Here is an 18,043-nt window from a genome sequence, read left to right as displayed (position 1 = left end):
ACAGAAGGGGCCGGCACGCATCTCGCGTGCCGGCCCCTCGTGCATACGGTCAGAGGTACGGGCCCGAGCGGGCGCCGCCGTGGCCGGGCTTGCCCTCGTCGCCCTCCGTGGGCAGGACACCGGGCGGCAGGGCCCGGCGCATCGACTCCAGCTGGGCGCGGGCGGCCATCTGCTGGGCGAACAGCGCGGTCTGAATGCCGTGGAACAGGCCCTCCAGCCAGCCCACCAGCTGCGCCTGGGCGATCCGCAGCTCCGCCTCCGTCGGCACCGACTCATCGGTGAACGGCAGCGACAGTCGCTCCAGCTCCTCCACCAGTTCGGGCGCCAGCCCATCCTCCAGCTCCTTCACCGAGCTGGCGTGGATCTCCTTGAGCCTGACCCGGCTGGCCTCGTCGAGAGGAGCGGCCTTCACCTCTTCCAGCAGCTGCTTGATCATGCTGCCGATGCGCATGACCTTCGCAGGCTGTTCGACCATGTCCGTCACCGGGACCTCGCGGGGCTCGTCGCCGTCGTCCCCGCCACCGGAGCCGGCGCTGCCGAGCGCCATGCCGTCCGGGCCGACAACCAGGACGTGCGGGTTCTCCTGCGACCGTTCGTTCATCGGCATATCCATGCCGCCATTCTCTCGTACGAGGGCTTCTCGACGGTGGTGCCCCCAGGAGAACGTGATCCACCTTTCCGGGGCACCCGATCCCCGGCGTTTCACGTGAAACCACGGATTCGCGCTGTTTCACGTGAAACCACGCCAACCGTTTCAACGGTTTCACGTGAAACAACCGGGAGCGTTTCACGTGAAACGGTGTGCCGTTCCCGCCTCTCCTCGTTTCACGTGAAACGAGGAGAGGCGGGGACAGGGAACGGGGAACTGCGGCCTCAGCGGCGGCGAAGCCGCAGGCCCAGGAACGCCAGGCCCAGGCCCGTCAGCGCCAGACCCGCACCCATCGGCAGCACCCGCTCGACCGGGGCCGTCGGGGACTCCAGGGCGTACGGGCGGGTCGTGTCCCCGTCCCCGTCCGTGGTGCCCGCGGTCGCGTCCTCGGGAACGGTGGGCGACGGGAGCGGCGGCAGCGTTTCGTACGAGCGGTGGCTGCGCCGGTCCGCCGTCCTGACGCGGTGCGACGGCGTGGAGTGCGAGGGTGCGGCGTCGGATACGGCCTCCGCCGGGGCGTGCCGCTTCACCGGATCGCGCCGGCCGGGCAGCGGGTGGGCGCGGGCGGAGTCGGACGGATCGCCCGGCCCCACCTTCCGGAAGTGGCCGTGGCCCGCGAACTCCGCACTGCCCGGGCCCGCCCCGTGGAAGCCCGGACCGAACGGATGGGGGTGGTGGTGCCATCGGCCGTGCCAACGGCCCGGGTGGTGGTGCGGCCCCCGGCGCGGATAGCCCGCCATGTCGTACGGGAAGCCGGGAAAGCCGTCCGGGAGCTCACGGAAGCGGGCCGGAGCCCCCGGGTGGCCAGGGTGGCCCCGGCCCGGCACGAACGGCTCCTCGACCTGCGGCAGATCGCTCCCGAAGTCCTCGGCGACGAAGGCCTCGGCCCCGAGCATCTCGGGCCGGAACTCCTCCGGCACGTCGTCGTCCGGCGAATCGCCCGGCCGGACGAGTTGCGGTGAACGGTCCACCGGTGTGGCCTGCCGGTCCGCGGCCGCCGCGGGGGCGGCTCCCACCGGAACGGGCAGGACGACGGCGGCGACCAACAGACTGCTGGCAATGCGCGAACGGAAACCTGGAGCGACCACAGTGCCCCTCCCGTGCCGAGCCGTCGGGTGACCAGCCCAGCGTCACATGTGATCAGATGCACGGCATCTTGGGACTGTCCGCCGGGTTATCCGCCGACGGCCCGGGAGGGGTGTTCCGGAAGGCCGCCACGGCCGTTTCAGACGGTCAGCACGACCTTGCCGACGTGCACACTCGCGTCCACGACGCGGTGCGCCTCCGCGGCCTCGGACATCGGGAGCGTACGGTCCACGATGGCCCGGACCTGGCCGTTGCCGATCAGCGGCCAGACGTGCTCGCGCACGGCGGCGACGATGGCCGCCTTCTCACTCAGCGGGCGGGCACGCAACCCGGCGCCGGTGATCGCGGCGCGCTTGGCCATCAGCGCGGCGAGGTTCAGCTCCGCCTTCACCCCGCCCTGCAGCCCGATGATCGCAAGTCGCCCGCTGACCGCCAGCGCCTTCACGTTCCGCTGCAGGTACTTCGCGCCGATGATGTCGAGGATGACGTCCGCGCCCTTGCCGTCGGTGGCCTTGCGGATCTCCTGGACGAAGTCCTGCTCGCGGTAGTCGATCAGGATGTCCGCGCCGAGCTCCGCGCAGCGGGCCAGCTTCTCGGGGCCGCCCGCGGTCACCGCGACCCGCGCTCCGACCGCCTTGGCGAGCTGGATCGCCATCGTGCCGATGCCGCTCGCGCCGCCGTGGACCAGCAGCGTCTCGCCCGGCCGCAGGTGGGCGATCATGAAGACGTTGGACCAGACCGTGCAGGTCACCTCGGGCAGCGCGGCAGCCGTGACCAGGTCCAGGCCGGGCGGCACCGGCAGCACCTGCCCGGCCGGCACCGCGACCTTCTCCGCGTAGCCGCCGCCCGACAGCAGCGCGCACACCTCGTCGCCGACCGCCCAGCCGTGCACGCCAGGGCCGACCGCGCTGATCCGTCCCGAGCACTCCAGTCCCGGGTACGCCGGGGCTCCGGGCGGCGGGTCGTAGAAGCCCTGCCGCTGGAGCAGGTCGGCGCGGTTCACGGCGCTGGCCGCGACCTCGATCAGGACCTCGCCCTCGCCGGGCTGCGGGTCGGGCACATCCGTCCAGACAAGTGCTTCGGGGCCACCGGGCTCCGGGATAGTGATCGCTCGCATGGGCGCGAGGCTACTCGCCGTCCGCGGGCAGAGCGATGGCACGGGGGCCGGTGACCACGGACGCGTCGTCACACCGCCGCATGTCGGACCGGGTTAACGGGCCGTCATTCGTCGTCCCGCCGGCGCATCGGGGAGACGGTGGTGCCCGGGAGGGTCGGCCGTGCCGACTGCTTGGCGGGCAGGTCCGGCTCCTCCGACACGGCCGCCCGGACGATGGTGATCAGCCGGTCCGTGCTCTGCAGCGGGCTGGCCTCCGGATCGTCGTAGCCCAGCAGCCGGTGGCCGCGCAGCACGGACACGACCAGATCGTCGGTCTCGCGTACGGACCTGCCCACCTCGGCCTTCACCACCGGGCGTTCGATCAGGTCCAGGCCGCTGCCCTGCTGGATCAGGTCCTCGATGACCGTGCCCGCGCTGGGACTGTGCACGGAGAGGCCCAGCAGCCGGCCGGCCGCGCTGGCCGAGGTGATCACCGCGTCGGCGCCGGACTGCCGCAGCAGCGGGGCGTTCTCCTCCTCCCGCACCGCCGCGACGATATGGGCCCGCTTGTTGAGCTGGCGGGCGGTCAACGAGACGAGCACGGCGGTGTCGTCGCGCTGGGTGGCGATGACGACCTGCCGGGCGCGCTGGATCTCGGCGCGCAGCAGCACATCACTGCGGGTCGCATCGCCGACGACCCCGGCGAATCCTTCGGCCACCGCCGCCTCGATCACCTTGGTGCTGGGGTCGACGAGGACGATGCGGTCGCGGCCGACGCCGGTCGCCCGGAGGGTCTGCACGGCGGACCGCCCCTTGGTGCCGTAGCCGACGATGACGGTGTGGTCGCGCACGGCGTTTCTCCAGCGTTTGAGTTGCCACTGCTCACGGGTGCGTTCGGTCAGCACTTCCAGGGTCGTACCGACCAGGATGATCAGGAAGAGCACGCGGAGCGGCGTGATGAGCAGGATGTTCAGCAACCGCGCGCTGTCGCCGTACGGGACGATGTCGCCGTAGCCCGTCGTGGAGAGCGTGACGGTCGCGTAGTAGAAGCAGTCGAGCAGGTCGAGCGCGCCGTCGGCGTTGTCGTGGTACTCGTCGCGGTCCATCCAGACGATGAAGACCGTCGCCAGCAGCACCCCCAGGGCCATCATCAGCCGGCGGGCGACCTGCCGCAGCGGCGCCTTCGGCGCCCGGCGCGGCAGTATCAGGCGGTGGGAGCGGTCCTCGGGCACCTCGTGCGCCGTGCTGTCGTGGGAGGGGAGCTTCACGCGACGCCTCCGGCCGGCCCGAACGGGTCACCGAGGGCGGCCCGGTCCGCCGGCCCGCCCCCCGACCACCCCGCTGACCAGGGAAGTTCCAGAAGTTCGAGTTCGGTGCCGCGCTGCGCGCCGCCGGGCGGGACGACCGCCAGCGCATCGGCGGCGGCGATCCCGCGCAGCATGGCCGGGCCGTGGAAGTGCAGCGGCTCGGCCGTCAGGCCGTACCGCTCGTCGTCGCGGTAGGCCACCGGGACGAGCCGGGTGTCGTGCGGATGCCCGTGCACCGGCGCGGTCAGCGGGGTACGGCACGGGGCGGGCGGGCGGCGGGCGGCAAGCGCCCGCAGCAGCGGCTCGGCCAGCGTGCAGAGCCCGGACACCGCGGCGAGGGGGTTGCCGGGCAGACCGACGAGGTGCCGGCGCGGGGCCAGCCGGGCCAGCAACATCGGATGCCCGGGGCGCACCGCCACGCCGTCCACCAGCACCTCGGCGCCGAGGCGGCGCAGGGTCGGATGCACATGGTCGACCGGGCCCGCGGCCGTACCGCCCGTGGTGATCACCACGTCGGCGGTGGACTCCGCCAGCGCCGTGTACAGCGTGTCGGCGTCGTCCGCGAGGTGCCGCGGGGCGGCCGCGACCACGCCGAGGGCCTGCAGCCAGGGCCCCAGCATCGGCCCCAGCGCGTCCCGGATCCGGCCCGCCTGCGGCAGCCCGTGGTCCAGCAACTCGTCGCCCAGGACGAACACTTCGGCCCGCGGCGGCGGGTAGGCGGTCAGCTCGTCGTAGCCGGCCGCGGCGGCCAGCCCGAGGACGGCGGGGGTCACCAGCGCGCCGGCGGGCAGGAGGTGGTCGCCGCGGCGGCACTCCTGGCCGCGCGGGCGGATGTCCTGGCCCGGCGGTACGGGCCTCGGCGCGTGCAGCTGCCGGCCGCCGCCGGGCAGGTCGCGTACCTCGCCGTGCTCGCTGCGCAATACGGCGGTGGCGCCGGACGGCAGGCGCGCGCCGGTCGCGATCGCGATGGCATGGCCGTCCTGGAGCACCTCGGCAGGGGCCTGACCGGCGAGGATGCCCGCAGCGGCACCCGCGGGCCGGTCGACGCGCCAGGGGCCGGGGCCGGAGACCGCCCAGCCGTCCATGGCCGAGGTGTCGAACGACGGCAGGTCGGTGAGTGCGGTCAGCGGGACCGCGAGCGTCCGGCCGAGCGCCGCGGCGAGCGGGGTGGCCACCGGCGCGAGCGGCCCGGCGACGGCGTGCGCGGCGAGGTCGCGGGCGCGCTGCCAGGGCGTGGCGGGCGGCCTGCGGCGCGGGGCGGAGGACGGCGGCCGGCCGTCCTCCGCGGGGCCGGAAGGCCCGGACGAGCCGGTGGCGGCGTCCGGGTCGTGGTCGCCGCGCGCGGGTGCGGCACCGGAGTCCGCCGTGGGCGGGCCGCCCGCGGACGGGGTGGCGGGGCCGGTTTCCGGCCGCCGGGCCGGGCCGGTGGCCGTGGCGCGGGTGTGGTTGGCCAGTGCGAGCGCGTCCTCGAACGGGTCGCCGCCGCGCCGGTCGTCCCGGGCGGCGCCGAGCGCCCCGCCGGTCTCGCCGTCGGTCATTCCGCGGGCTTCGTTCCGGTGCCCGCGGCGTCCCCGGGCCCCGCCGGCCCCTCGGCCTCCGCGGCCCAGCGGTTCGCCAGGGCGGCGGCCCGGTCGGTCAATTCCTTGACGTCCCGGCCCTGTTGTCCCGCCGCGTACCCGATCAGGAAGGTGGTCAGCGGCGCGGCCGGGCGGGCCACGCCGTGCGCCGCGTCCCGCGCGAGGTCGAGAAGCGCCGCCACGTCGACATCGAGGTCGATGCCCAGTTCGGCCTTGACTGCGGTGATCCATTCATCCAGCACGTGTCCATGCTCCCTGATCCGGGCGCGCGCCGCGCCGAGGTCTTCCCAGGTGTCGCAGTCGAAGGCGGCGGTGTCCGTGGGGTCCGGGACCCGGACGAGCGTCAGCCCGGCCAGCAGGGCGCGCAGCGGCAGGCCGGCGGGTGTGCCGTGTTCGTCCCGGATCCGCGCCAGCGCGCGGCGCAGCGGCTCGGCGCGGTAGGCCGCCACCAGCGGCTGGTCGCGGCCGGAGGCGTCCTGGAGCAGCGCCCCGTCCGCCGGGGCGGCCGCCGCCAGCAGGTCGCGTACCGTCGCGGCGGTCAGGAACGGCAGGTCCGCGGAGAGGACGAGCACGGTGGGGGCGGTGCTGTGCCGCAGGCCGGCGTCCAGCGCGGCGAGCGGGCCCCCGCCCGGCGGGTCCTCGCGGGCGTGCAGCACGGCGCGGGCGGTCGGGCGCGCGGGGCCGACGACCACGGCGCGGGCCGCATCGGGGCAGGCGGCGAGCACCCGGTCCAGAAGCGGGCGGCCGCCGACGGACAGGGCGGGCTTGTCCGCCCCGCCGAGCCGCCGGGCCGCGCCGCCGGCCAGGACGATCACGTCGTGGTCGGTGTGGTCGTTCACCTCTTGAGTATCGCCGTCCTCGGCGCGCTCACACAGGCGTCCTTCGTGGTGCCCCTCCGGGCCCGACGGGGCGGGTCCGGAGGGGCCGGGCTCACAGGCCCCGCAGCAGCAGTGCGGGCCGCTCGACGCAGTCGGCCACGAACCGCAGGAAGCCGCCCGCGGTGCCGCCGTCGCACACCCGGTGGTCGAAGGTGAGCGACAGCTGGACGACCTGCCGAACCGCCAACTCGCCCTCGTGCACCCAGGGTTTGGCGGCTATCCGGCCGACGCCGAGCATCGCCGCCTCCGGGTGGTTGATGATCGGCGTGGAGCCGTCGACCCCGAAGACGCCGTAGTTGTTGAGGGTGAAGGTGCCGTGGGTCAGCTCGGCCAGGGACAGCCCGCCGGCCCGGGCGGTCTCCGTGAGCCGCGCGATCTCGGCGGAGAGGTCCTCGACCGTACGGGCCTGGGCGTCACGGACCACCGGCACCACCAGGCCGCGGTCGGTCTGCGCGGCGAAGCCGAGATGGACCGAGGGCAGCCGGACGATCTCCTGGGTGCGGGTGTCGACGGTGGCGTTGAGCTGCGGGAAGCGCGCGAGCGCGGCCGTGGTGATCCGGGCCAGCAGCGCGAGCAGCGACACCTTGGGCGCGCCGGGGACGTTCATCGCCCGGCGAGCGGCGAGGAGTTCGGTGGCGTCAGCGTCCACCCAGCAGGTCGCCTCGGGGATCTCGCGGCGGCTGCGGCTGAACTTCTCGGCGGCCGCGCCGAGCATCCCGCGCAGCGGGATCCGCTCCTCGCCCGGGGTGGGGGCGAGGCCGGCCGTGGCACCAGGGGCGGCGGCCATGGTGGCCGCGCCGGCAGTCCCTTCGGCGGCTGCGGTGGCCGGCTGCGGCGCCTGCTCCCGGCGGGCGCGGAGCGCGGACTCGACGTCCGTACGGAGGATCAGGCCGTCCGGCCCGGTGCCCGTCACGTCCCGCAGGTCCAGGTCGTTCTCCCGCGCCATGCGGCGCACCAGCGGCGAGATGACGGCCACCGTACGGCTGTCGGCGTCCGCGGCGCGGGCCGGGCGGTCCGCACCGGCCTCCTCGGCCGGCGTGGCCGGCTCGCCCCCGCTCGGGGGCTGCGGGCCGCCCGCCTCGGGGCGCGCGCCGTCCGCGGGGCGGATCCGGCGCCGCCGCGCCGCGGCCGCGCTCGTGCCGTAACCGACCAGGACGTTGCCGGAGCCGTTCTCCGCCGCGTCGGCGGCCGGTGCCTCGGGGGCGGTCGCCGTCCCGGTGGCGGTGCCCGAACCGGCGCCCGTCGTGGGGGCAGGCTCCGCCAGATCGTCCGGTACCGCGCCGACCGCGACGGTCACCAGGGGGGTGCCCACCGGGACTTCGGCCCCCTCGTCGCCGTAGCGGGCGGTCACCACGCCGCCGTACGGGCACGGCACCTCGACCATCGCCTTGGCGGTCTCGACCTCGACCACCGGCTGGTCGACGGCGACGACCTCGCCCACCTCGACCAGCCACTGCACGATCGTCGCCTCGGTGAGGCCTTCCCCCAGGTCGGGCAGGGTGAATTCACGGACCACGGCCATCACGCACCACGTCCTTCGGTCCAGTCGGACTCCCACTGCAGGCGCGCGACGGTGTCCAGGATCCGGTCGACGCCCGGGAGGTGGTGCCGCTCCAGCATGGGCGGCGGGTAGGGGATGTCGAAGCCGGCCACCCGCAGCACGGGCGCCTCCAGGTGGTGGAAGCAGCGCTCGGTGATCCGGGCGGCGATCTCCCCGCCGGGCCCGCCGAAGCCGCCGGCCTCGTGGACGACCACGGCCCGTCCGGTGCGCCGTACGGACGCGCAGACCGTCTCGTCGTCGAACGGCACCAGGGAGCGAAGGTCGACCACTTCCAGGTCCCAGCCCTCGGCGCGGCCGGCCTCGGCTGCCTCCATACAGGCGGGCAGCGAGGGGCCGTAGGTGATCAGGGTGGCGCTGCTGCCGCGGCGGCGTATCTCGGCCCGGCCCAGGGGCGCGACCGGGGTGGGCGTGTCCGGCGACCACTCGGCCTTCGACCAGTACAGCCGCTTGGGCTCCAGGAAGACGACCGGGTCGTCGGAGGCGATGGCGGCCCGCAGCAGGCCGTAGGCGTCCTCGACGGTGGCGGGGGTGACGACGTGCAGCCCCGGGGTGGCGAGGTAGTACGCCTCGGAGGAGTCGCTGTGGTGCTCGACGCCGCCGATGCCGCCGCCGTAGGGGATGCGGATGGTCAGCGGCATCGGGACCGCGCCGCGGGTGCGGTTGCGCATCCGGGCGACATGGCTGACCAGCTGCTCGAACGCCGGGTAGGCGAACGCGTCGAACTGCATCTCGACCACCGGCCGCAGCCCGTACATCGCCATGCCGACGGCGGTGCCCAGAATGCCGGCCTCGGCGAGCGCGGTGTCCGTGCAGCGGTCCTCGCCGAACTCCTTGGCCAGGCCGTCGGTGATGCGGAAGACGCCGCCCAGGGCGCCGACGTCCTCGCCCATCACATGGACGGCGGGGTCCTCGGCCATGGCGTCACGCAGCGCACGGGTCAGCGCCTGCGCCATGGTGGCGGGCTTGCGCGCGGTGGCCGGAGCGGTGGTGGTCATGGCCTGGCCTCCTCGGCGGGCGCGGTGCCCGCGGTCTCCTCGGGGTGTCCGGTGGCCTCGGCCTCCAGCTCGGCGCGCAACTGCGCCGCCTGGGCGCGCAGTTGGCCGGTCTGCTCGGCGAACACGTGGGTGAACAGGTCCATCGGGTTCAGCACCGGGTCGGCGTTCATCCGCTCGCGGAGGTCGGCGGCCAGCTGCTCGGCGCTCTCCCGGGTGGTGGCGACGAACTCGTCGGTCAGCAGGCCACGGCCGGCCAGCTCGTGCTCCAGCAGGGCTATCGGGTCGTGCGCCCGCCAGGTCTCGACCTCGGCGTCGGTGCGGTAGCGGGTGGCGTCGTCGGCGTTGGTGTGCGCCTCGATGCGGTACGTGACGGCCTCGACGAGGGTGGGGCCGCCGCCCCGGCGGGCGCGCTGGACGGCCTCGCCGAGCACCTCGTGCATCGCGGGCGCGTCATTGCCGTCCACCAGGCGGCCGGGCATGCCGTAGCCGACCGCCTTGTGGGCGAGGGAGGGCGCGGCGGTCTGCTTGGCGAGCGGCACGGAGATGGCGAAGCCGTTGTTCTGCACCAGGAAGACGACCGGGGCCTGCCAGAGCGCCGCGAAATTCAGCGCCTCGTGGAAGTCGCCCTCGCTCGTGCCGCCGTCGCCCACCATGGCCAGCGCCACCACCTCGTCGCCCTTGAGGCGGGCGGCGTGTGCCAGGCCGACGGCATGGGGAAGCTGGGTGGCGAGCGGGGTGCACAGGGGGGCGATGCGGTGTTCGTGCGGGTCGTAGCCGCAGTGCCAGTCGCCGCGCAGCAGGGTCAGCGCCTGTACGGGGTCGAGGCCGCGGGCCACGGCGGCCAGGGTGTCGCGGTAGCTGGGGAAGAGCCAGTCCCGCTCCTCCAGCGCCAGCGCGGCGGCGACCTCGCAGGCCTCCTGGCCGGTGGAGGACGGATAGACCGCCAGCCGTCCCTGCCGGGTCAGTGCGGTGGCCTGGGCGTTGTACCGGCGGCCGCGCACGAGCTGGGCGTACAGCCGGGTCAGCAGTCCGGAGTCGAGCCGGGCGGCGGCGTCCGTGCCGAGGATGCGGTACGGCTCCTCGTCGGGCAGGAGAGGCGCGGGATCGACGCGCGGGCGCCACGCGGGCGGCGGGCCGGCCAGGCTGCTCTTGTTCCTGCTGCTGCCGGGCTGCTCAAGGACCGTCATGACGAGCACCTCCTCGGTTCGAAGGGGTGGCGCGATGGCGCCGCAGAAGGGTGGTGGGCGAACGGCGGATGGGCAGGATGAAACCGGTCGGGGCGGGCGAGCCCTTCCCTACCGATTGTTCGGTCGCTGATGCATTTTGGCTACAGGCGGGTTCAGCCTGTGGACAAACGGTTCTCCACAGCTTCAGATGAAGACAGGGCGTCCACAAAGGGGAGGCGGGACCATATGCCGGACGAACAGATGGCCAATAACAACGGTCAGCCACCGACGCCCGAACCGCCCGTCCCGGCCGTCCCGGCCGCCCGCCCGCTGGACACCATCGACCGGTCGATCCTGCGCATGCTGCAGACCGACGGCAGGGCCTCGATACGTTCCGTGGCCGAGCGGGTGCACGTTTCCCGCGCCAATGCCTACGCGCGCATCAACCGGCTGATGGACGACGGGGTGATCCGCGGGTTCAGCGCCCTTGTCGACCAGGAAAGGGCAGGCCAGGGCGCCTCCGCGTACATCACGCTGAAGATCGTGCAGAACTCCTGGCGGACCGTGCGCAAGCAGCTCACCGCGCTACCTGGCGCCACCCACATCGCGCTGGTCAGCGGCGATTTCGACGTGCTGCTGCTGGTGCACACCAAGGACAACCGGGAGCTGCGGGAGCTGGTCCTCACCCGTATCCAGTCGATACCGGAGGTGCTCAGCACCCGCACCCTGCTGGTCTTCGAGGAGACCGATCTCGGGCCCGAGGGGGAGTGAAGCGCCCGGTGCCGCGGGACGGGCTTCAGGGGGGCAGAGGGGGCCCTGTGGACCCCACAGGGCCCCGTCAGAGCCGGCGCAGGCCCGTGAACGCCGTGCGCACCACGGCCTCGGCGACCTCGTCGCGGCGCGCCGCGCCGCCCCGCCCGGGCCGGTACCACTCCACGATCGAATTGATCATGCCGAAGAGCAGCCTCGTGGCGAGCCGAACGTCCACGTCGTTCCGCAGGTCGCCGTCGGCGGCGGCCTGCTTGAGCAGCGCGGCCACCTCGTGGTCGAACTCCCGGCGGCGCTCCATGGCCCACCGCTCGGTGTCCGTGTTGCCCCGCACCCGCAACAGCAGTGTCACGTAGGGGAGTTCGTCCATCAGCACCTCGGTCACCCGGCGGGTGACGTGCTCCAGCCGCTCGATCGCCCGCCCCTGGAGGGCAGCCGGTTCCTCCAGCACGCCGAAGAGGCCGTCCAGGGCCCGGCTTATGGCACGGTGCAGCAGCTCTTCCTTGCTGCGCACATGGTGGTAGATCGAAGACTTGGAGATGCCGGCCGCCTTGGAGAGGTGCTCCATGGAGGTGCCGTCGTAGCCGCGCTCGATGAACACCTCGACGGCGACGGCGAGCAGCGAATCGGGCGTGTAGGTGTCGCGCTTGGCCATGGTCATGATGAGAGCACCTGTTCCTCAAGGTCCGCACGGCGCCGCAGCGCCCAGGACGGTACGTAGCGTCCCTGGGCATTCTGGTGGTGCATCGAGTCCAGCAGGTCCCACACCCAGTGGGCACCGAGCCGTTCGGCCCATTCCATGGGGCCCCCGGGGTAGTTGACGCCCAGCCGCATGGCCGTGTCGATGTCCTCAGGGGTGGCCACCCCGCGGGCGGCGGCGTCCACGGCGAAGTCGACGATCATCGCGACCGTCCGGGCGACGATCATGCCCGGGACGTCGCCGATGACGCTGACCTCCTTGCCCAGCGCCTGGAACAGCCCGACGGCCTCCGCGAGGTCCGACTCGGAGCAGGTGTCCGAGGCTGCCAGCGCGATCCGGGTGGCGGCCCGGTAGTCGAGCGAGAGGTCGAAGCGGATGTACTTGTCGTAGACGACGCTCGTCGCCGGGTAGCCGTTGGTCAGCGCCAGGCAGGCCCCGCCGGGCAGCCGGAGGAAGCCCTCCGACTCGCCGGGCGTGCGGTCGCGGGTGACCTTGATGCCGGCCTCCTCGATGAGCTCGCGGAGCACCGCGGCGGGACCGGGCAACTGCGCGTGCAGGGCGACGGCCTCCGGGGCCGGGCAGGGCGCCGCGGTGTGCGGCGCGGGCCGCTTCGCGCCCTCGGAGTAGTCGTACCAGCCGCGCCCCGCCTTGCGGCCGTGCAGCCCCGCCTCCACCAGCCGGCGCTGCGCCAGCGAGGGGGTGAACTTGGGGTCCTGGAAGAAGGACTGCCACACGGAGTGGGTGACCGCCTCGTTCACGTCCTGCCCGATGAGGTCGGTCAGCTCGAACGGCCCCATCTTGAAGCCCGCGCCGTCGCGCAGCACCGCGTCGATGGTGGCGGGGTCGGCGACCCGCTCCTCGTAGGCGCGCAGCGCCTCGGCGTAGAAGGGGCGGGCGACGCGGTTGACGATGAAGCCGGGGGTGTCGGCGCAACGGACCGGCTTCTTCCCCCAGGCCGCGGCGGTGTCGTACGCCGCGTCGGCGGCCGCCTCGTCCGTGGCGAAGCCGCTGACCACCTCGACCAGCGGGAGCAGCGGCGCGGGGTTGAAGAAGTGCAGGCCCACGCAGCGGCCGGGGCGGCGCAGGCCGCCGGCGACCGCCGTCACGGACAGCGAGGACGTGTTGGTGGCCAGCAGGCAGTCGTCGCCGACGATGTCCTCCAGCGACCTGAACAGCTCCTGTTTGGCGCTGAGCTCCTCCAGGATCGCCTCGATGACCAGCGCGGCGTCGGCCAGCTCGGCCAGGGCGGTGGCGGGGGAGAGGCGGTCGCGGGCGGCGTCCCGCTCGGCCGCCGTGATCCGGCCCTTTTCCACCAGCCGGTCCAGCCGCCGCACGAGCGCGCCGGCGGCCTGGTCCGCGCGCCCGGGGGCGCTGTCGTAGAGCCGTACGCGATGGCCGGCGACCAGCGCCACCTGCGCGATTCCCTGCCCCATGGTGCCCGTACCCACCACTGCCACGGTGTTGCCGGTGCCGATTGCCGTCATGCCAGCTGATCCTCCCCGACCGACTTTTCCACAGGCTCGCCGGGCCCTCTTGCCCCGACCGATCGTTCGGTTACTCTAACTCCGTTGTCCTGTCCGCTCCCAGCCCTATCCGCTCTCCGCCCGGCTCGACGAGGAGTTGGTCATCGATGGCCGCCGAAATGACCGCAGCGCAGTTGATCGAGAAGCACCGCCCGACCCTCGACCAGGCGCTGGAGGCGATCCGTACCCGCGCCTACTGGTCCCCGCACCCCGAGCACCCCAAGGCGTACGGCGAGACCGCCGCGGCCGACGGTGCGGCCGCATTCGAGGCGCTGCGCGGCAAGCGCTTCGAGCTCACCCAGCCCGGCACGGACGACTGGACGGGCCAGGAGGTCTCGCCCTACGGGCCGGAGCTGGGGATCAGCTACCCGCACCCGGACGTGGACGTCCTGCTGCCCGCGATGCGTGCCACCATCCCCGCCTGGCGGGACGCCGGCCCGGAGCTGCGCGCGGCGGTCTGTCTGGAGATCCTGGCCCGGATCAGCGCCCGCACCCATGAGTTCGCCCAGGCCGTGATGCACACCAGCGGCCAGGCGTTCATGATGGCGTTCCAGGCCGGCGGACCGCACGCCCAGGACCGCGGCATGGAGGCGGTGGCGTACGCGTACGCCGAGCAGACCCGCACCCCGGGGCAGGCGGCCTGGTCCAAGCCGCAGGGCAAGCGCGACCCGCTGGAGCTGTCCAAGAGCTTCACGGCCGTGCCGCGCGGCGTGGCCCTGATGATCGGGTGCAACACCTTCCCGACCTGGAACGGCTACCCCGGCCTGTTCGCCTCCCTGGCCACCGGCAACCCGGTCCTGGTCAAGCCGCATCCGCGGGCCGTGCTGCCGCTGGCGATGACCGTCAAGGTGGCGCGCGAGGTCCTCGACGACGCCGGCTTCCCCGCCGACCTGGTGTGCCTGGCCGTGGACAAGCCGGACGAGGGCCTGGCCAAGACGCTGGCCGTCCGCCCCGAGGTGCGCATCATCGACTACACCGGCTCGACCGCGTTCGGCGACTGGCTGGAGACCCACGCCCGGCAGGCGGAGGTCCACACCGAGAAGGCCGGCGTGAACACCGTCGTCATCGACTCCACCGATGACTACAAGGGCATGCTCAGCAACCTCGCCTTCTCCCTGTCGCTCTACAGCGGCCAGATGTGCACCACCCCGCAGAACCTGCTGATCCCCCGCGGCGGCATCACCACGGACGCCGGGCCCAAGTCGTACGACGAGGTGGTCAGCGACCTCGCGGGCGCGGTGAGCGGGCTGCTGGGCGACGACGCGCGGGCCAACGCGCTGCTGGGCGCGATCGTCAATCCGCAGGTCAAGGAGCGGATCGACGCCGCCGCCGGGCTCGGCGAGGTGGCCCTGGCCTCCCGTGAGGTGACCAACCCCGACTTCCCCGGTGCGACGGTCCGCACCCCGGTGATCGTCAAGCTGGACGGCGCCAAGCCGGATGCCGAGGCGGCGTATCTGTCGGAGTGCTTCGGGCCGGTGTCGTTCGCGGTGGCCGTCGACTCCGCCGCCGTCGCCGTGGACCTGCTGCGGCGGACGGTCCGCGAGAAGGGCGCCATGACGGTCGGCGCGTACACCACGGACGCCGAGGTCGAGCGGCTGGTGGAGGACGCCTGCCTGGAGGAGTGCGCCCAGCTGTCGCTGAACCTCACCGGCGGGGTCTATGTGAACCAGACCGCGGCGTTCTCGGACTTCCACGGCTCCGGCGGTAACCCGGCGGCGAATGCGGTGCTCTGCGACAGCGCGTTCGTGGCCAACCGCTTCCGGATGGTGGAGGTGCGCCGACCCGCATGACGTGAGCGGGCCGGGCGCCGGCCCGCGTGACATGGCCGGGCCCGGCGCCGGTCAGCCGGCGTCCGGCCCGTCGATCCGCGCGTGGCGGCCGATCCAGGCGTGCATCGCGATGGCGGCCGCCGCCCCCGCGTTGATCGAGCGGGTCGAGCCGAACTGCGCGATCGAGCAGACCAGCGAGGCGTGGCGGCGCGCCTCCTCGGTCAGCCCCGGGCCCTCCTGACCGAAGAGGAGCACACACCGCCGCGGCAGCTCCGTCGTCTCCAGCGGCACGGCCCCCGGGAGATTGTCGATCCCGATGATCGGCAGTCCCTCGGCGGTGGCCCAGGCGGTGAGGTCCGCGGTGTCCGGGTGGTGGCGGACGTGCTGGTAGCGGTCGGTCACCATCGCCCCGCGTCGGTTCCAGCGCCGCTGGCCGACGATGTGGACCTCCTTGGCCAGGAACGCGTTCGCGGTGCGCACGACGGAGCCGATGTTGAAGTCGTGGCCCCAGTTCTCGACCGCCACATGGAAGTCGTGGCGGCGGGTGTCGAGGTCCGCGACGATCGCCTCCCGCGTCCAGTAGCGGTAGTGGTCGACGACGTTGCGGCGGTCGCCGTGCGCGAGCAGCTCCGGGTCGTAACGGTCGTCCTGCGGCCAGGGCGCCGGATGCGGGCCGACGCCGATCTGGGTCCCGTAGCCCTCGTCGTACTGGAGGGGCTCGGCGGGGGCGGTTTTCTCGCTGCTCACCCCACGAGCGTATGGCCACCGCCGCCGTGCTCCGTACGGGCCGGGGGCTCACCGCCTCCGGGGCCGCCGTCCGGGCCGGCCGGGACGGTGCGCGGGAAGAGGCGTTCGCGCAGGCCGGAGACGCGGGCGGAGAGCCAGGTCAGGAAGTTCGTCGGCAGGAAGACCGCGTCCGCGGCGATCATGGCGAGCGAGAAGAACGGCAGCCCCAGCAGGAACGCGATCGAGAGGTGCTCGCAGATCATGATGACCAGGAGCACGTTCTTGAGCCGGCGGTTGAAGAGCGTGAAGGGGAAGGCCACCTGGACGATCACCGTGCCGTAGGTGATCAGCATGACCATCAGGCCGTTGCTGCCGAGCAGCTGGGAGAGCGCGGGCCAGGGCGAGAAGTAGTCCAGGTGCATCGGGTAGTAGACCGCGGTGCCGTCCTGCCAGCGGGAGCCCTGGATCTTGTACCAGCCGGCGGTGGAGTAGACGAGGCAGACCTCGACCATGATCACCAGCAGTGCGCCGTTGTGGGCGAGCTTGGTGAGGGTGTCCAGGACGGTGCGCGGCTCCCCCGGTGCATAGCGCTGGACCGCCCACCAGAGCCCGTGCACGGCCCACAGGCCCCACAGGACCAGGCTCCAGCCGATGTGCGGGAACGGGCCGTTGTCGAACCACAGGAGGGCGTAGCTGCCGGTGAGTTGCGCGACGGCGAGGGCGAGGCCGAGCACGGCCCACAGGACGATGCCGGTCAGATCGCGTCCGCGGCCCGCACCTGGCGTGCGGACGGCGGTCTGCGCCTCCTCGGGCGCCTCCCCGCTGGCCGCGGACGCCTCCGCCGCGGACACCTCCGCCGCGGCCCGGGCGCGCTTGGCACGGCGGGCGTCCAGCGACCAGACCTGGCCGCACCGGGTGAGCACGAGATACATCGACATCAGGTGGATGACGTTGTCGCCGCCGTCCCCTATGAAGACGCTGCGGTTCTGCAGCGAGATCACGCCGAGCATGAAGAGCACCGACATGGTGCGGGTGCGCCAGCCGAGCAGCAGCGCCGCGCTGGACGCGACGGCCATCAGGTAGACGCACTCGAACCAGCCGCGGCCGTCGGACCACAGCAGCATGGAGAAGGCGTGGTTGGCGTCCAGGAGGCGGCGCGCCATGTCCAGGCTCCAGGGGCTGTCGGGCCCGTAGAGCGTGAGGCGGTGCGGCCACTCGCGCAGCAGGAACAGCAGCCAGGTCGCCGAGAAGCCGATCCGGATCACGGCGGTCTGGTACGGGGCCAGCGCGCGGCCGGTGGCGCGGCCGAAGAGGCGGCCGACGGCGCGCTCGATCCGGGTCTCCTCGTAGGGGGACGGGGGCGCGGCGGGGGCCTGGGGGTCGTGGGGTGCGTGCGCCTGCTGCGGCACGTCGGTGGGCTCCGTGGTGTGCGAGGGCTGTGAGGCGTTCTGGGGCTGCTGGGGCATCGGGGACGTCACTGGCTGTTCGCCCCCTCGGGGAGGTCAGCTGTGGTGACCTGCCACCAGGGCTGCACGCGGTACACGGGCTTGTCGCTGATCTTCTCGGTGCTCCACGACGGCGGGCTCACGGCGGCCGTACGGGAGCGGACCTGGATGCGCTCGACCCGGCCGCCGCCCGCGGTCCACTCGCCCTGCATCCGGAACATCACGATCCGACGGATGTAGCGCTCGGCCAGCTCGCCGCGGGTGCCGATCGGACGGCCCTGGGCGTTGTGGCTGTTGACGAAGAGCTCCCAGCCCCGGCGCAGCTGGTTCTGCTCGGTGTGGCTGGGCAGCGGGTTGTGGAGTATGGCCCGGCCGTCACGGGCGGTCAGGTCGGTCCAGCCGGTGGTGCGGCCGTTGCCGTCCTCGGCACGGATCTCCGCGCGGACCTGGACCGCGACGTTCTGCTGGAGGGGGTTGGGCGCGAACAGCTTCCAGTTCTGTTCGTACTCGGGATAGACGTAGTCGCTGATCAGGGCGCCCTGCTGCTTGCTGAGCGTGTTCTGCGGCGCGACGTGCAGAAACATCATGGCGAGATGAATCGCGACGATGACGGCGACGGCGCAGGCCGCCACGCCTATGACGATCCGCGAGGGTAGCGACAGCGCGGCCAAAGGCCGCGGTTCGTCCCCGTATGACTGCATTCCCGCCCCGTTCCCGTAAATCCATGCGGTCAACTCCGCTGGGGAACCGTACCTACGCGGCCGCACCGGGCACACCCTCCCCCGACTTATCCACAG

Annotated in this window: 16 protein-coding genes; 2 read left to right on the top strand and 14 right to left on the bottom strand. The window is 73.2% G+C overall.

All coding sequences use genetic code 11. The features are described 5' to 3' along the window. Positions 1-49: 49 nt before the first annotated feature. The 9 genes from AB0E02_RS11515 to pdhA form a co-directional block, all read right to left on the bottom strand. Positions 50-613: a bacterial proteasome activator family protein gene (locus tag AB0E02_RS11515; protein ID WP_030411532.1), complete on the bottom strand. Its 564-nt coding sequence runs from the start codon at positions 611-613 to the stop codon at positions 50-52. A 260-nt stretch (positions 614-873) separates the two neighbouring features. Further along, complete coding sequence (locus AB0E02_RS11510) at positions 874-1,737, bottom strand: hypothetical protein (RefSeq protein WP_362137787.1); 864 nt, start codon at positions 1,735-1,737, stop codon at positions 874-876. Positions 1,738-1,874: 137 nt separating this feature from the next. Continuing rightward, on the bottom strand, positions 1,875-2,852 hold the full coding sequence (locus AB0E02_RS11505) for an NAD(P)H-quinone oxidoreductase (protein WP_362137786.1): 978 nt from the start codon (positions 2,850-2,852) through the stop codon (positions 1,875-1,877). Positions 2,853-2,956: 104 nt separating this feature from the next. Next, entirely contained in the window at positions 2,957-4,099 is a 1,143-nt protein-coding gene (locus tag AB0E02_RS11500) for a potassium channel family protein (RefSeq protein WP_362137785.1), read from the bottom strand. Continuing rightward, positions 4,096-5,676, bottom strand: a complete 1,581-nt coding sequence (locus AB0E02_RS11495; RefSeq protein ID WP_362137784.1) for a molybdopterin-binding protein — start codon at positions 5,674-5,676, stop codon at positions 4,096-4,098. The genes AB0E02_RS11500 and AB0E02_RS11495 overlap by 4 nt, the downstream gene beginning before the upstream one ends. Then, positions 5,673-6,554 carry an NTP transferase domain-containing protein gene (locus AB0E02_RS11490; protein ID WP_362137783.1) on the bottom strand — a complete coding sequence of 294 codons (882 nt, stop codon included), beginning with the start codon at positions 6,552-6,554 and terminating at the stop codon, positions 5,673-5,675. The genes AB0E02_RS11495 and AB0E02_RS11490 overlap by 4 nt, the downstream gene beginning before the upstream one ends. A 91-nt stretch (positions 6,555-6,645) precedes the next feature. After that, the gene (locus AB0E02_RS11485; protein ID WP_362137782.1) at positions 6,646-8,115 is read right to left on the bottom strand and encodes a dihydrolipoamide acetyltransferase family protein; all 1,470 of its coding nucleotides are present in this window, start codon (positions 8,113-8,115) and stop codon (positions 6,646-6,648) included. Next, complete coding sequence (locus AB0E02_RS11480) at positions 8,115-9,149, bottom strand: alpha-ketoacid dehydrogenase subunit beta (RefSeq protein ID WP_030411539.1); 1,035 nt, start codon at positions 9,147-9,149, stop codon at positions 8,115-8,117. Before AB0E02_RS11480 ends, AB0E02_RS11485 begins: the two co-directional genes overlap by 1 nt. Beyond that, complete coding sequence (pdhA, locus tag AB0E02_RS11475; RefSeq protein WP_362137781.1) at positions 9,146-10,336, bottom strand: pyruvate dehydrogenase (acetyl-transferring) E1 component subunit alpha; 1,191 nt, start codon at positions 10,334-10,336, stop codon at positions 9,146-9,148. Before pdhA ends, AB0E02_RS11480 begins: the two co-directional genes overlap by 4 nt. Positions 10,337-10,561: 225 nt before the next feature. Here pdhA and AB0E02_RS11470 point away from each other — a divergent pair, with 225 nt between their 5' ends. Next, entirely contained in the window at positions 10,562-11,086 is a 525-nt protein-coding gene (locus AB0E02_RS11470) for an Lrp/AsnC family transcriptional regulator (protein ID WP_362137780.1), read from the top strand. A gap of 67 nt (positions 11,087-11,153) precedes the next feature. Here the strand turns inward: AB0E02_RS11470 and AB0E02_RS11465 are convergent, their stop codons facing one another. Both AB0E02_RS11465 and AB0E02_RS11460 read right to left on the bottom strand, forming a co-directional pair. After that, positions 11,154-11,744, bottom strand: coding sequence for a TetR/AcrR family transcriptional regulator (locus AB0E02_RS11465; protein WP_362137779.1), 591 nt, complete (start codon positions 11,742-11,744; stop codon positions 11,154-11,156). Beyond that, a complete protein-coding gene (locus tag AB0E02_RS11460) occupies positions 11,741-13,267 on the bottom strand; it encodes a 3-hydroxyacyl-CoA dehydrogenase (protein ID WP_362137778.1) in 1,527 nt (508 codons plus the stop codon). Before AB0E02_RS11460 ends, AB0E02_RS11465 begins: the two co-directional genes overlap by 4 nt. Before the next feature lie 146 nt (positions 13,268-13,413). On the opposite strand from AB0E02_RS11460, the gene paaN reads away from it, so the two are divergent. After that, a complete protein-coding gene (paaN, locus tag AB0E02_RS11455) occupies positions 13,414-15,096 on the top strand; it encodes a phenylacetic acid degradation protein PaaN (protein WP_362137777.1) in 1,683 nt (560 codons plus the stop codon). A gap of 51 nt (positions 15,097-15,147) precedes the next feature. On the opposite strand, the gene AB0E02_RS11450 is transcribed toward paaN, so the two are convergent. The 3 genes from AB0E02_RS11450 to AB0E02_RS11440 are packed head-to-tail and all read right to left on the bottom strand — an operon-like array spanning position 15,148 to position 17,947. Next, complete coding sequence (locus AB0E02_RS11450; RefSeq protein WP_030802955.1) at positions 15,148-15,822, bottom strand: TrmH family RNA methyltransferase; 675 nt, start codon at positions 15,820-15,822, stop codon at positions 15,148-15,150. Beyond that, positions 15,819-17,267, bottom strand: a complete 1,449-nt coding sequence (locus tag AB0E02_RS11445) for an HTTM domain-containing protein (protein ID WP_362137776.1) — start codon at positions 17,265-17,267, stop codon at positions 15,819-15,821. Before AB0E02_RS11445 ends, AB0E02_RS11450 begins: the two co-directional genes overlap by 4 nt. An 8-nt stretch (positions 17,268-17,275) precedes the next feature. Next, the gene (locus AB0E02_RS11440; protein WP_362137774.1) at positions 17,276-17,947 is read right to left on the bottom strand and encodes a DUF5819 family protein; all 672 of its coding nucleotides are present in this window, start codon (positions 17,945-17,947) and stop codon (positions 17,276-17,278) included. Positions 17,948-18,043 lie beyond the last annotated feature (96 nt).

The organism is Streptomyces sp. NPDC048196 (genome assembly GCF_040652715.1).
Classification (GTDB): Bacteria; Actinomycetota; Actinomycetes; order Streptomycetales; family Streptomycetaceae; genus Streptomyces; species Streptomyces siderophoricus.
The sequence above is the reverse complement of the archived record's forward strand: the minus strand, read 5'-3'. Positions and strand labels throughout refer to the sequence as shown.

Excerpts from the sequence above, each read along its gene's own strand:
- AB0E02_RS11470 (WP_362137780.1), top strand. The coding sequence starts at position 10,562 with ATGCCGGACGAACAGATGGCCAATAACAACGGTCAGCCACCGACGCCC.
- AB0E02_RS11515 (WP_030411532.1), bottom strand. The coding sequence starts at position 613 with ATGGATATGCCGATGAACGAACGGTCGCAGGAGAACCCGCACGTCCTG.
- paaN (WP_362137777.1), top strand. The coding sequence starts at position 13,414 with ATGGCCGCCGAAATGACCGCAGCGCAGTTGATCGAGAAGCACCGCCCG.
- AB0E02_RS11465 (WP_362137779.1), bottom strand. The coding sequence starts at position 11,744 with ATGACCATGGCCAAGCGCGACACCTACACGCCCGATTCGCTGCTCGCC.
- AB0E02_RS11445 (WP_362137776.1), bottom strand. The coding sequence starts at position 17,267 with ATGCCCCAGCAGCCCCAGAACGCCTCACAGCCCTCGCACACCACGGAG.
- AB0E02_RS11440 (WP_362137774.1), bottom strand. The coding sequence starts at position 17,947 with ATGCAGTCATACGGGGACGAACCGCGGCCTTTGGCCGCGCTGTCGCTA.
- AB0E02_RS11460 (WP_362137778.1), bottom strand. The coding sequence starts at position 13,267 with ATGACGGCAATCGGCACCGGCAACACCGTGGCAGTGGTGGGTACGGGC.
- AB0E02_RS11485 (WP_362137782.1), bottom strand. The coding sequence starts at position 8,115 with ATGGCCGTGGTCCGTGAATTCACCCTGCCCGACCTGGGGGAAGGCCTC.
- AB0E02_RS11480 (WP_030411539.1), bottom strand. The coding sequence starts at position 9,149 with ATGACCACCACCGCTCCGGCCACCGCGCGCAAGCCCGCCACCATGGCG.
- pdhA (WP_362137781.1), bottom strand. The coding sequence starts at position 10,336 with ATGACGGTCCTTGAGCAGCCCGGCAGCAGCAGGAACAAGAGCAGCCTG.
- AB0E02_RS11495 (WP_362137784.1), bottom strand. The coding sequence starts at position 5,676 with ATGACCGACGGCGAGACCGGCGGGGCGCTCGGCGCCGCCCGGGACGAC.
- AB0E02_RS11505 (WP_362137786.1), bottom strand. The coding sequence starts at position 2,852 with ATGCGAGCGATCACTATCCCGGAGCCCGGTGGCCCCGAAGCACTTGTC.